This is a genomic window from Streptomyces sp. GC420, from assembly GCF_009916105.1.
Lineage (GTDB): Bacteria > Actinomycetota > Actinomycetes > Streptomycetales > Streptomycetaceae > Streptomyces.
In genome coordinates this window covers 1-13,269 of record NZ_JAAAXQ010000038.1, presented here as the reverse complement: position 1 = coordinate 13,269, position 13,269 = coordinate 1, and the positions used below count along the sequence as shown (strand labels likewise).

Annotated in this window: 10 protein-coding genes and 1 riboswitch; of the genes, 6 read left to right on the top strand and 4 right to left on the bottom strand. The window is 68.3% G+C overall.

Annotated elements, in window-relative coordinates:
- Positions 1-79 precede the first annotated feature (79 nt).
- Complete coding sequence (locus tag GUY61_RS07645; RefSeq protein WP_166629304.1) at positions 80-526, top strand: SsgA family sporulation/cell division regulator; 447 nt, start codon at positions 80-82, stop codon at positions 524-526.
- A gap of 12 nt (positions 527-538) precedes the next feature.
- Here the strand turns inward: GUY61_RS07645 and GUY61_RS07640 are convergent, their stop codons facing one another.
- Positions 539-1,873 carry a YibE/F family protein gene (locus tag GUY61_RS07640; RefSeq protein ID WP_166629303.1) on the bottom strand — a complete coding sequence of 445 codons (1,335 nt, stop codon included), beginning with the start codon at positions 1,871-1,873 and terminating at the stop codon, positions 539-541.
- A gap of 91 nt (positions 1,874-1,964) precedes the next feature.
- Positions 1,965-2,099: riboswitch (TPP riboswitch) on the top strand.
- Between GUY61_RS07640 and thiC the strand changes: the two genes are divergently transcribed.
- Positions 2,092-3,894 (top strand): phosphomethylpyrimidine synthase ThiC, encoded by a 1,803-nt coding sequence (gene thiC / locus GUY61_RS07635; RefSeq protein WP_279576771.1) that lies wholly within the window; start codon positions 2,092-2,094, stop codon positions 3,892-3,894. (Overlaps the previous riboswitch by 8 nt.)
- 102 nt (positions 3,895-3,996) lie before the next feature.
- Here the strand turns inward: thiC and GUY61_RS07630 are convergent, their stop codons facing one another.
- The 3 genes from GUY61_RS07630 to GUY61_RS07620 all read right to left on the bottom strand — a co-directional run bounded on the left by GUY61_RS07630 (position 3,997) and on the right by GUY61_RS07620 (position 7,445).
- Complete coding sequence (locus GUY61_RS07630; RefSeq protein ID WP_166629301.1) at positions 3,997-4,851, bottom strand: hypothetical protein; 855 nt, start codon at positions 4,849-4,851, stop codon at positions 3,997-3,999.
- A gap of 182 nt (positions 4,852-5,033) precedes the next feature.
- Entirely contained in the window at positions 5,034-6,101 is a 1,068-nt protein-coding gene (locus GUY61_RS07625; protein ID WP_166629300.1) for a metallophosphoesterase, read from the bottom strand.
- A 237-nt stretch (positions 6,102-6,338) separates the two neighbouring features.
- Positions 6,339-7,445: a LacI family DNA-binding transcriptional regulator gene (locus GUY61_RS07620; RefSeq protein WP_166629299.1), complete on the bottom strand. Its 1,107-nt coding sequence runs from the start codon at positions 7,443-7,445 to the stop codon at positions 6,339-6,341.
- 367 nt (positions 7,446-7,812) lie between these two features.
- Here GUY61_RS07620 and hisC point away from each other — a divergent pair, with 367 nt between their 5' ends.
- The 4 genes from hisC to cydD form a co-directional block, all read left to right on the top strand.
- Positions 7,813-8,883, top strand: coding sequence for a histidinol-phosphate transaminase (gene hisC / locus GUY61_RS07615; RefSeq protein ID WP_166629298.1), 1,071 nt, complete (start codon positions 7,813-7,815; stop codon positions 8,881-8,883).
- Positions 8,884-9,068: 185 nt separating this feature from the next.
- Positions 9,069-10,580, top strand: coding sequence for a cytochrome ubiquinol oxidase subunit I (locus tag GUY61_RS07610; protein ID WP_166629297.1), 1,512 nt, complete (start codon positions 9,069-9,071; stop codon positions 10,578-10,580).
- 11 nt (positions 10,581-10,591) lie between these two features.
- Positions 10,592-11,593 carry a cytochrome d ubiquinol oxidase subunit II gene (gene cydB, locus GUY61_RS07605; protein WP_166629296.1) on the top strand — a complete coding sequence of 334 codons (1,002 nt, stop codon included), beginning with the start codon at positions 10,592-10,594 and terminating at the stop codon, positions 11,591-11,593.
- A gap of 15 nt (positions 11,594-11,608) precedes the next feature.
- On the top strand, positions 11,609-13,269 hold a 1,661-nt coding region (gene cydD / locus GUY61_RS07600), incomplete at its 3' end, for a thiol reductant ABC exporter subunit CydD (RefSeq protein ID WP_166629295.1).

Below are 13,269 nucleotides of genomic sequence, written 5' to 3'. Positions count from 1 at the left end.
CACCCCGCTCCTTCCTGGACGATGGTCAGCCGAGGCGGGGGATCAATCCCGGCCATCAGCTTCGACCGTGGGGCAGGCGATGCGCGCATCCGTATCCGTACAGGCAGAGGTCACGATGAGTTTCCTCGTCTCCGAGGAGCTCTCGTTCCGGATCCCGGTGGATCTGCGCTATGAGACCAACGACCCGTACGCGGTCCGGCTGACCTTCCACCTGCCCGGCGACGCCCCTGTCGGCTGGGCATTCGGTCGAGACCTCCTGTCCGGCGGGCTCATCGGGCCCTGCGGGGACGGCGATGTGCACATCGCTCCCGCCGATCCGGAAGAAGCCCTGGGCGAGGTCCTGCTGAAGCTTCAGGTCGGCGGTGAACGCGCGCTGTTCAGAGCCGGGACGGCACCACTGCTCGCCTTCCTGGACCGCACCGCCAAACTGGTGCCACCAGGGCAGGAACGTGCCTGCGGCACATTTGAGAAGCACCTGGACGAGGCGCTCTGCAGGATCCTCGCGGAGGAGCAGAACGCCGGCTGACCAACCGGCCTCTCAGCGCTTGCGGCGCCTGCCCCGCCCAGCGCGTGCCGCGGGGGCCGGCTCGGCGGTCCCCGCGCCGGGCGAGCGGTCGGCGGACACGACCAGGGCTGCCAGTGCGGTTGTCACGGGCACAGACGCGACCAGACCGATCGAGCCCACCAGCGTGCGCACGATCTCCTGAGCCACCAACTCGCTGTTCATGATGGAACCCACGCTGCTCTCCGCGATGGTGAACAGCAGGAGCAGCGGAAGGGCCGCACCGGCGTAGGCCAGTACGAGCGTGTTCACCACGGACGCGATGTGGTCTCGGCCGATGCGGATGGCGGCGCGGTACAGGCCTCGCACGCCCAGCGTCGGGTTCGCCTGGTGTAGCTCCCAGACCGCCGAGGTCTGGGTGACCGTCACATCGTCGAGTACACCGAGCGAACCGATGATGATGCCGGCCAGGAGCAGACCGCTCATCTCGATATCGGGATAGAGCCCATGGATGAGGCCGGTGTAGTCGTCGGTGTTGCCGGTCAGGCTCGCCCAGTCGATGAAGATCGAGCCGAGCAGGCCGATCAGCAGCAGCGACACCAGCGTGCCGAGCACGGCCACCGAGGTTCGCGCGGTCAGGCCGTGGCACAGATACAGAGCGATCAGCATGATGGCGCTCGCCCCGACGATCGCCACCAGCAGCGGATTCGAGCCCTGCAGGATCGCCGGCAGGATGAAGAAGGTCAGTACGAGGAAGCTCGCCGTGAGAGCGACAAGCGCGAGCACACCGCGCATCCGGCCCACGGCGACGACGGCGAGCGCGAAGATGACGGCCAGGACCGCGATCGGCACCCGGCGGTCCACATCGGTCACGGAGTACTGGAGTTCCTCCGGGGCATCGGGTGAGTAGGCCACCACCACGCCCTGGCCTTCCTCCAGTTGGCGGGGCGCGTCCGGCTGGATGATCTCGGTGAACTTCCTGCCCTTGTTCTGGCCGGTCGTCACCTCGATCGTCGCCCGGCCGCAGTCACCGTTCTGCGCCCGCTCGGCCTCCCGGCCCTCAGGGGTGGAGGTGTCACCGTTCGACGGAGTCTGCGAGACGTTGACGTCCTTGCAGTCGACCTGCTCGACATCGACCACCGTGCCCTGCTCGGTCTGCCGGTCGAAGCCGACACCGGTGCGCTCGTGGTCGGGCGCGCCGCCCGGCCAGAGCACGACGAGACCCACCACCACCGCCGTGGCGAAGGGGATGAGCACCGCGGCAATGACCTTGCGGAGGTGCCGCGAGACGGGGGCGGCGGGCCCATGGCTGTGGGCATGGGAATGGCCGTGCCCGTGCGGGTCCGGAGCGGGGGGTTGCGTATCGGTCACCGCCCGATCATCGCAAGAAGCCGCAGACAACCGTGCACGAACAGGGGGCCCTCTGTTCAGTTACGCCCGACTGACGCTAGCGTGGGAACGCTTTTGCACACGCGGGAGCTCGGAGCACCGGGCTGAGAGGGCGCTGAACTCCGTACGCGAGATACGGAAACCGCTGCGTCGACCGCCGAACCTGTTACCGGGTAATGCCGGCGTAGGGAGTAGGTCTCATGACCGTTCAGGATGATGCACGCATGCCTGCCTCCGGCTCCGAGGAGCCTCAGGACGACGGCAGGCTCATCGGCTGGCACAAGGGATACGTCCAGGGCTCACGCCCCGATCTGCGAGTGCCGGTCCGCCGGGTGCACCTCACCAACGGCAAGAACATCTCGCTGTACGACACCTCAGGGCCGTACACGGATCCCGCCGTGACCACGGATGTTCGCCGCGGGCTGGAGCCCTTGCGGGAGAACTGGATCGTCGGACGGGGCGACACCGAGGAGTACGCGGGCCGCCCGGTCCGGCCCGAGGACGACGGCATCAAGCACACCTCGCCGCGGGGCGGGCTGCGCAACCTCGACGCCGTCTTTCCCGGTCGGCCCCGGCTGCCCCGCCGTGGGCGGCCGGGACAGCCGGTCAGCCAGCTCGCCTACGCACGGCGGGGCGAGATCACCCCGGAGATGGAGTACGTCGCCATCCGGGAGAACGTCTCGCCGGAGGTGGTACGGGAGGAGATCGCCGCGGGCCGGGCGGTGCTGCCGGCCAACGTCAACCACCCGGAGAGCGAGCCGATGATCATCGGCAAGCGGTTCCTGGTGAAGGTCAACGCCAACATCGGCAACTCCGCCGTGACCTCCTCCATCGAGGAGGAGGTCGAGAAGATGACCTGGGCGACGCGCTGGGGCGCCGACACGGTCATGGACCTTTCCACCGGCCGCAACATCCACACCACCCGCGAGTGGGTCCTGCGCAACTCCCCCGTGCCGATCGGCACCGTGCCGCTCTACCAGGCGCTGGAGAAGGTCGACGGCAAGGCGGAGGAACTGACCTGGGACATCTACAGGGACACCGTCGTCGAGCAGTGCGAGCAGGGCGTCGACTACATGACGGTCCATGCCGGTGTGCTGCTGCGCTATGTGCCGCTGACCGCCCGCAGGAAGACCGGGATCGTCTCGCGCGGCGGTTCGATCATGGCCGCGTGGTGCCTCGCGCACCACAAGGAGTCCTTCCTGTACGAGAACTTCGAGGAGCTCTGCGACATCCTCGCCTCCTACGACGTGACCTTCTCGCTCGGAGACGGTCTGCGCCCCGGATCCATCGCGGACGCCAACGACGAGGCACAGTTCGCGGAGCTGCGCACTCTCGGGGAGCTCAACACCATCGCCAAGAGGCACGGCGTACAGACCATGATCGAAGGTCCGGGACATGTCCCGATGCACAAGATCAAGGAGAACATCGACCTCCAGCAGGAGATCTGCGAGGAGGCGCCGTTCTACACGCTGGGCCCGCTGACGACCGACATCGCCCCCGCCTACGACCACATCACTTCCGGCATTGGTGCGGCGATGATCGCCTGGTGGGGCACGGCGATGCTCTGCTATGTCACCCCCAAGGAACACCTGGGCCTGCCCGACCGCGACGACGTCAAGACCGGCGTCATCACCTACAAGATCGCGGCGCACGCGGCCGACCTGGCCAAGGGCCATCCCGGTGCCCAGGAGTGGGACGACGCCCTGTCGGACGCCCGCTTCGAGTTCCGCTGGGAGGACCAGTTCAATCTGGCCCTCGACCCCGACACGGCCCGCTCGTTCCACGACGAAACGCTTCCCGCGGAGCCCGCGAAGACGGCGCACTTCTGCTCAATGTGCGGACCGAAGTTCTGCTCGATGAAGATCAGCAGAAGTATCACGGAGCAGTTCGGAGGGGACGCGGCACCGACGGCCACGGACGAAGAGGTCGCGGCGGGGATGCTGCAGAAGTCGGCGGAGTTCGCGGCGGCGGGAAACCGCGTGTACCTGCCGGTGGCCGACTGACCGGCGGACGGTCAGCGTGAGCACTGCACGGCGCGCACCCATCGGCGCCCTGGGAGGGTGTTTCACGTGAAACGCCCTGCTTCGGCGGTCCGGAGCGGCCGGCTAGTCCGGCTGGTGCTCCGGCCCGCCGTAGTCGGGGCTCGTGTAGTCCGGGCTGGTGTAGCTGGGGCGCGGGCTCTGGGGTGCGCCGTCCTCCAGGGCGGGGCTGGAGAAACCGGGACGGCTGTAACCGAGGTTGGGTGTGCGGCCTGCCGGACGTCGCGGAGCGCTGGGCGGAGGAGCCGGCTCCGCCAGGGTGTCGCGCAGGAAGGGCAGGATTCCCCGCTCCTGGAGGGCCTCCCGCCAGGCGTCCCTGGCTCTGGCCAGTTCCTCCGGAACTTCGCTCTCGCGGCCGGCGGGAAGGGAATTCGCGCCGTTCCGTAGCGCGGTCAGAAGCAGTCCCACCGCAGCGACCAGGATGCCCGCGGCCATGAGCCCGCCGAACAGCCAGCCGGCGGTCAGCATGGTGTCCGCGATGGTGGGCTCGGGCGTCAGCATCTTCAGGACGTACCCGACGAGCAGGAAGATCAGCGCGGCGGTTCCGGCGAGCACTGGTGCCAGTACCGCGACCACCGCGACCAGACCGGCCCCCGTGGTCTCCGCGACCTCGGTCATTCCGGCCGGGAAGGCCGAGGCGCCGGGACGCTGGTCCTCGATCCCTCCGTCGGGTCCGCGCAGCGGTGAAGGGTCCCGCCACTGGTCGCGGACCTTCACATAGTTCGCGTATTCCGTGGCGGCGGCCGCCGTGATCAGGGCGGCCGCCTTGAGGGCCATCGTGCGCAACTGTTCGACGTTCAGCCGCTGCCCGACGGCGGCGAGTTCTGGGCGGTTGTGGGCATCGCGCAGCACGTCGTCGAGGATCCGCTCGAACTCCGGTCGGTCCTCGGCAAACAGGTGCCCGGCGCTGTTCATGTGCATCCCCCGATGCTCCGTAGGGCCGTGGTGCCGGCGTTGGGCCGGCGGTGAGGCATAAACGGAGGAGAGCCTGCTACGGATAAGCCGATGGTAGAGCGCTCACGGCACGCGTTGACAGGGTGTTTCCGGAAATTGGCCCATGGGGGAGCGACACGTGCCCTCTTGTGCGCCTTCCCGATCAGTGCTCAAACGGGCAAGGGGAGTTGGACTACCAGCAGTTTTCCGGCCATCGTGACGCCGCCGTCCATGGCGATCGCGAGACCGTCCGCGTAGACATGCGGTCCGTCCACCTTCGGGCCGCCGTCCTCCTCGCCGTCCTCGGAGCCGACCTGGCCCAGCAGATACGGAATCGGGCTGTGTCCGTGCACGATCCGCTGTCCGCCGTACGCCGCGAGCAGCTCCCGCACGGCCTGCGGTCCCGACTCGTCGTCGCGGAAGGCGAAGCGCTTGGTGAACTTGCGGAAAAGGTCCCAGCATTCATCCGCGTCATTGCGCGTGAGTACCTCGTGCACCGCGTCGTTGACAGCCGCGATGGAGTCGCCGTAGTCGAGGTAGGCGGTGGTGTCGGAGTGCATCAGCAGATGACCGTCCTCCTCGACCACCGCGTCGAGCCGGGCCATCCATTGCAGATGATGGTCCTGGAGGCGTTCCATGTCGCTGCGCTGGCCGCCGTTGAGCAGCCAGGCGGCCTGGAAAGTGGCCGTCCCCGCACCCGAGTTGACCGGTGTGTCGCCGAAGCGCTTGGCACCCAGGAGCAGCAACTCGTGGTTGCCCATCAGGGCCTTGCAGTAGCCTCCGGCCGCCGCCGCCTCGGCCGAGAGCCGCATCACCAGGTCGATGACTCCGATGCCGTCGGGGCCGCGGTCGGTGAAGTCACCGAGGAACCAGAGCCGCGCGTTGCCGGCGGCCCAGCGGCCCTCGGGGTCGATGAGCCCCTGCTGGGCGAGGGCGGCGAGCAGCTCGTCGAGGTAGCCGTGCACGTCACCGACGACATAGAGCGGACCGAGCCCGGTGGGGACCTGCGGGGGATCGGGCGCGAGCTGCACCTGGACGGTGTCACCGGGGCCACCGCGGCTGATGACGGGGAGATCACGCTGGGTGGGTGTGTAGCCCTCAGGGACCTCGCCCTCGGCGAAAGCCGGCCCGCCCTCCGTGTAGGCCGGCAGGCCGGTCTGGCGTACATACGCGGGCACGCGGAAGTCACGCACCGTCGGCGTACGCGCCTCGGGTCCCAGCCCGGCCCCCTGAGTCATCGGCCCCTCCACCACCGTTGCGCCGTACACCGGGCGGACCGTCCTGGTCGGGGATGGTCCGCGGTGTCGTGCGCCCATCATAGGAATGCGGATCGTGCCTTGTGACGCACCAGGGGTGGTGAATCCGGGCGCGGACCTCATTCGTCGCGGTTTTCTCCCGAAATGAGCAGCCCGGCGGGTGGTCCGGCCGGGCGGATCGGCACACGGACCGACCCGGGGCGGGCCGGCCCGGGCGCGTCATGAGGGGGAGCGGGGCGCGCTGACCGTGGTGCGCGGCGGCCGGCGCTGGGAAGAGGTCCGCACGATCAGCTCCGTCGGTATCACCTGCTCGACGGGCCGCCCTCTGTCGATGCCCTCGATGGCGTCGATGAGGAGCTGGACGACGGCGGTGCCGATGCGGCGTGGCTTCAGCGACAGCGTGGTGATCGGCGGCTCGGTGTTCGCGTAGACGGTCGACTCGCTGCAGCAGACCAGCAGCAGATCGTCGGGGACCCGCAGGCCGTACCGGCGGGCGGCGGCCAGGAGGTCCGTGCCGTTGGGATCGAAGAGCCCGTACACGGCGTCCGGCCGGTCTGGCCGGGCGAGTAAGCGGTCGGCGGCCACGGCGCCCGCACACGGGTCGTGTGCCGGGTATTCCTCGTACACGGGATCCTGGCCGACCCGCTCGCACCAGCCGAGGTAGGCGGTGGTGGAGAGCCGGGTGTACGTGTCCGTGGTGGTACCGGTGAGCAGCCCGATCCGCCGCGCCCCGGCCTCCGCGAGGTGGTCCAGGATCTCCAGTACGGCGGCCTCGTGGTCGTTGTCGACCCAGGCGGTGACCGGGAGCGTGCCGGCCGGCCGGCCGTCGGAGACCACGGGCAGGCCCTGGCGCACCAGCTCGCTGACCACCGGATCCTGGTCCGAGGGGTCGATCACGACGGTGCCGTCGAGCGCGACATTGGACCAGACGTCGTGGCGGGAGGTCGCCGGGAGGATCACCAGGGCATAGCCGCGGGCGAGCGCGGCGGAGGTGGCGGCCCGTGCCATCTCCGCGAAGTACGCGAACTCGGTAAAGGTGAAAGGTTCATCCCCGTACGTGGTCACGGTCAGACCGATGAGGCCCGACTTGCCGGTGCGGAGCGTTCGGGCCGCGGCGGACGGGCGATAGCCCAGCCTGTCTGCGACCTCGCGGACATGGCGGCGGGTGGCGTCCGGGAGCCGGCCCTTGCCGTTGAGCGCGTCGGAGACGGTCGTGATGGAGACTCCGGCTGCGGCGGCCACATCCCGGATGCCCGCACGACCCTGCCGACTGCCCCTGCGAGAGATATCCGCCCGGCTCACCTGGTGCTTCCCTGCTGCTGTCATGGCGTGCCGATAGTAGGGCGCGGCGGGACCCTGCGAGGTCGTGCATATGCACACGTTGACAGGCACGTTTCTGCAAGGTCATATAGCGCTAACTGCCTTGGAAATCAAGGGAGTTAACCGTTCAAGCAATGATCCACCGCTTGTCGGGTCGGATGGACCTGCCAAATGGCTCAGGTTGCGAAGAGGTCTCAACTCACCTGCACGGGCGATGCGCGCCACGGAGTGAGCCACCGGCGCGCACTTGGCGCGGAGCGCCCCTCGGGGTGGAGGGCGGCACCCCGAGGAGCCGGGAGCCGGCCGCTGCAGGACCATTCGCAGCGCGGCCGAATCCTCATAAGGTAAGCAGTATTCGAACCGAGGAGGATCTGTGAGCCCCAAGCTGCGCCCCGTGCTGGACGGCATCCCCACGTACAAGCCCGGCAAGCCGGCCGCGGCCGACGGCCCCGCGGCCTACAAGCTGTCCTCCAACGAGAACCCGTATCCGCCGCTGCCCGGGGTGATGGAGCAGGTCGCGGCGGCGGCCGGAGCGTTCAACCGCTACCCGGACATGGCCTGCACCGGTCTGATGAACGAACTGTCCGAGCGCTTCGGCGTGCCTGTCTCGCACCTGGCCACCGGAACCGGCTCGGTCGGTGTCGCCCAGCAGCTGATCCAGGCCACCTCCGGTCCCGGGGACGAGGTGATCTACGCCTGGCGCTCGTTCGAGGCGTATCCCATCATCACGCAGATCAGCGGCGCCACCTCGGTGCAGGTGCCGCTGACGCCGGGAGAGGTGCACGACCTCGACGCGATGGCCGAGGCGGTCACCGACCGGACCCGGCTCATTTTCGTGTGCAACCCCAACAACCCCACCGGCACGGTGGTGCACCGTGCCGAGCTGGAGCGATTCCTCGACCGGGTGCCCTCGGACGTGCTCGTCGTGCTGGACGAGGCGTACAAGGAATTCATTCGAGACGTCCGGGTACCGGACGGCCTCGAGCTCTACCGTTCGCGCCCCAATGTGGCTGTGCTGCGCACCTTCTCCAAGGCGTACGGGCTGGCCGGGCTGCGGGTCGGCTTCGCGGTCGCGCACGAGCCGGTGGCGGCGGCGCTGCGCAAGACCGCGGTCCCCTTCGGTGTGAGCCAGATCGCGCAGGACGCCGCGGTGGCTTCGCTGCGGGCCGAGGACGAACTGCTGGGGCGGGTCGGCTCCCTGGTCTGCGAGCGCACCCGGGTCTACGAGGCGCTGCTGAAGCAGGGATGGACCGTCCCGGAGACCCAGGCCAATTTCGTCTGGATGCGCCTCGGGGACCGGACCGCGGACTTCGCCGCGGCCTGCGAGGAGGCGGGTGTGGTGATCCGGCCGTTCTCCGGCGAGGGAGTGCGGGTCACGATCGGCGAATGCGAGGCGAACGACATCTTCCTGCACACGGCTGAGGCCTTCCGCGCCCGTCTGTGAACGGCGGGAGCCGGCTGACCTCTGTCAAGGACCGGTGGGTCCCGTGAAGGGACCTGCCGGTCCTTGCTTTGGGGACCCCGGCTCCTCGATCGAAAAGTCGTGCGTGCATAATTGCTTGTGAATGTGAACGCGTTCACAAGCGCGCCGCGTTCGCCCGACATGCACCATCTTTTGGAGGAGGCGAGGTGGAACTCGCACTGGCGCCGGAGACTCTGGCGCGCTGGCAGTTCGGCATCACGACCGTCTATCATTTCCTGTTCGTCCCGCTGACGATCTCCCTCGTCTCCCTCACCGCCGGCCTCCAGACAGCCTGGGTACGCACCGGCAAGGAGAAGTACCTCAGGGCCACCAAGTTCTGGGGCAAGCTCTTCCTGATCAACATCGCGCTCGGTGTGGTCACCGGCATCGTCCAGGAGTTCCAGTTCGGCATGAACTGGTCCGACTACTCGCGCTTCGTCGGCGATGTCTTCGGTGCCCCGCTGGCCTTCGAGGCCCTGATCGCCTTCTTCTTCGAATCAACCTTCATCGGGCTATGGATCTTCGGCTGGGACAAGCTGCCGAAGAAGATCCACCTGGCATGCATCTGGATGGTCGCGCTCGGCAGCACCCTCTCCGCCTACTTCATCCTGGCCGCCAACTCCTGGATGCAGCATCCCGTCGGGTACCGCATCAACGAGACGACCGGGCGTGCCGAGCTCACCGACTTCTGGCTGGTTCTCACCCAGAACACGACACTCGTCCAGGTCTTCCACACCCTCACCGCCTCCTTCCTGACCGGCGGGGCCTTCATGGTCGGCATCGCCGCCTTCCATCTGGCCCGCAAGAAGCACGTCCCGGTGATGAAGACGTCGCTGCGGCTCGGGCTGGTCACTCTTGTGATCGGCGGCGTCCTCACCACGATCAGTGGAGACCGGCTCGGCAAGGTCATGTTCGAGCAGCAGCCGATGAAGATGGCCGCGGCCGAGGCCCTGTGGGACGGCGAGGGGCCCGCTCCCTTCTCGGTCTTCGCATACGGAGACGTCGACGCGGGCCACAACAAGGTCGCCGTCGAGATCCCGGGCCTGCTGTCGTTCCTCGCCCACGACGACTTCACTTCGTACGTCCCCGGCATCAACGACACCAACGAAGCGCTTCAGGAGCAGTTCGGTCCCGGCGACTACCGGCCCAACATCGCCGTGGCTTACTGGGGCTTCCGCTGGATGATCGGCTTCGGCATGGTGTCCTTCGCCATCGGTGTCGCCGGACTCTGGCTCACCCGGAAGAAGTTCATGCTGCCGAACCACCTCCGGGTCGGCGAGGACGAGGTGCCGCATCTGGTCCTGTTCAAGAACCAGCCGCTCGGCACCCGGCTCACGCAGTGGTACTGGAAGCTGGCCCTGCTCACCCTCGGCTTCCCCCTTCTCGCCAGTTCCTGGGGGTGGATCTTCACCGAGATGGGCCGCCAGCCCTGGGCTGTCTACGGAGTGCTGCAGACCCGGGACGCCGTCTCCCCCGGTGTCTCCCAGGCCGAGGTCCTCATCTCGATGACCGTGTTCACCCTGCTCTACGCCGCCCTCGCTGTGATCGAGGTCAAGCTCGTGGCCAAGTACGTCAAGGCCGGGCCACCGGAGCTGACCGAGTCCGACCTCAACCCGCCCACCACCATCGGCGGCCATGACAAGGACGACGCCGACCGCCCCATGGCCTTCTCGTACTGAGGAGTCGAGGTATGGAACTTCACGACCTCTGGTTCATCGTCATCGCGGTCCTCTGGATCGGCTACTTCTTCCTGGAGGGCTTCGACTTCGGAGTCGGTGTGCTCACCAAGATCCTGGCCCGTGACCGGGCGGAGCGGCGCGTACTGATCAACACCATCGGACCCGTCTGGGACGGTAACGAAGTCTGGCTGATCACCGCCGTAGGAGCGACCTTCGCCGCTTTCCCCGAGTGGTACGCGACGCTGCTCTCCGGGTTCTACCTGCCGGTGCTCGTCATCCTGATCTGCCTGATCCTGCGAGGTGTCGCCTTCGAGTACCGCGTGAAGCGGCCGGAGGACCGCTGGCAGACCAACTGGGAACACACCATCTTCTGGACCTCACTGATCACGGCCGTGCTGTGGGGTGTCATCTTCGGGAACTTCGTGCACGGGCTGAAGATCGACCGGAACCTGGAGTTCGTCGGCGGTCCCCTCGACCTCGTGAACGCGTACGCCCTGCTCGGCGGCATCGTCACCCTGGCGCTCTTCACCTTCCACGGCACCGTGTTCACCGGACTCAAGACCGTCGGCGACATTCGGGCGAGGGCCCGTAGGCTGGCGCTGCGGCTCGGTCCTGTCACGGCCGTGCTGGTGCTCGGCTTCCTTGGCTGGACCCAGGCCGGCCGCGGAGACACCGCCAGCCTGGCAGCCACGATCGTCGCCGTGGCGGCGCTGATCGCCGGCACATTGGCCGTGCGGGGGGGACGTGAGGGCTGGGCGTTCGCGCTCTCCGGCGTCACGATCGTGGCCACCATCGCGATGCTGTTCCTGACCCTGTTCCCCAACGTCATGCCGTCCTCGCTGAACGAGGAGTGGAGCCTGACGGTCACCAACGCCGCCTCGGCCCCGTACACGCTGACGATCATGACCTGGTGCGCCGGGATCGCGACCCCTCTGGTGTTGCTCTACCAGGGCTGGACGTACTGGGTGTTCCGGAAGCGCATCGGTACGCAGCACCTCGCCGACGCGCACTAGTGGAGTGTGTTTCACGTGAAACCGATCGATCCGCGTCTGCTCCGGCATGCCCGGTCCACCCGCCGCTTCCTTGTCTCGGTGGTGGCCCTGGGGCTTTTCGGGGCAGGACTGGTCGTCGCCCAGGCGATGCTTGTCGCCGAGGTGGTGGTCGGATCGTTCGAGCGTGATCTGGACGTCTCCGGCCTGTGGCAGCCCTTGGCGCTGCTGACAGCTGTGACGCTGGGACGGGCCCTGGTGGGCTGGCTCACGGAGCTGGCGGCCCACCGGGCCGGGGCCGCAGTCAAGTCCGAGCTGCGGGCGCAACTGCTGGAACGGTCGGTGCGTCTCGGACCGGGGTGGCTCGAAGGACAGCGGACCGGTGAACTGACCGCCCTGGCCACCCGTGGGATCGACGCTCTCGACGACTATTTCGCCCGCTATCTGCCGCAACTGGGTCTTGCGGTGGTCGTCCCGGCGGCGGTGCTGGCCCGCATCGTCACCGAGGACTGGGTCTCGGCCGCGATCATCGTGGGCACTCTGCCGCTGATCCCTGTCTTCATGGTCCTCATCGGCTGGGCCACCCAGTCCATGACCGACCGGCAGTGGCGGCTGCTCTCCCGGCTGTCGGGACACTTCCTCGACGTTGTCGCCGGGCTGCCGACGCTGAAGGTCTTCGGGCGGGCCAAGGCGCAGGCGGAGTCGATCCAGTCCATCACCGGTGACTACCGGCGGGCCACCATGCGGACGCTGCGAGTCGCTTTTCTCTCCTCGTTCGCACTGGAACTGCTTTCCACTCTCTCGGTCGCCCTGGTCGCGGTCGGGATAGGCATGCGGCTCGTCCACGGCGAGCTGGACCTCTACACCGGTCTGGTGATTCTGGTGCTGGCCCCGGAGGCCTATCTGCCGCTGCGGCAGGTAGGCGCGCAGTTCCACGCGGCGGCGGAAGGGATGGCGGCGGCCGAAGAGATCTTCGCGGTGCTGGAGACCGAGCCGAGGACCGGCGGGGACTCTGCGGCACCGGACTTCAGGGCGTCGGCGGGGCTGCGCGTGGAAGGCCTTGTGGTGCGCCACCCGGGGCGCCTCGAACCATCCCTGCCATCCACGACGTTTCACGTGAAACAGGGAGAGACGGTCGCGCTCGTCGGCCCCAGCGGCGCGGGCAAGTCCACTCTGCTGCATACCCTGCTGGGTTTCGCCGAGCCCGCAGCAGGGCGGATCCTCGTCGGCGACACGGATCTGGCGACGGTGGCGCAGGAGGAGTGGCGGCGGCAGATCGCCTGGGTGCCGCAGCGGCCTCATCTCTTCGCGGGAACCATCGCGGAGAACGTGCGCCTCGTACGGCCGGACGCCGATGACGAACAGGTGGCGCGGGCGCTCCGGGACGCGGGTGCTCTCGAGTTCGTGGCCGCGCTGCCGCAAGGTGCCGAGACCACCCTGGGAGAGGGCGGCGTCGGCCTTTCGGCGGGCCAGCGTCAAAGGCTCGCGCTGGCACGGGCGTTCCTCGCCGACCGGCCGGTGCTGCTGCTCGACGAACCGACGGCGAGTCTGGACGGGGGGACCGAGGCGGAGATCGTCGATGCGGTCCGTCGCCTCGCGGTGGGCCGCACGGTCCTGCTCGTCGTCCACCGGCCGGCGCTGCTGGCGGTCGTCGACCGTGTGGTGAGCCTTCAGGGACCGCCGCCCTCCCTCCCCCGCAC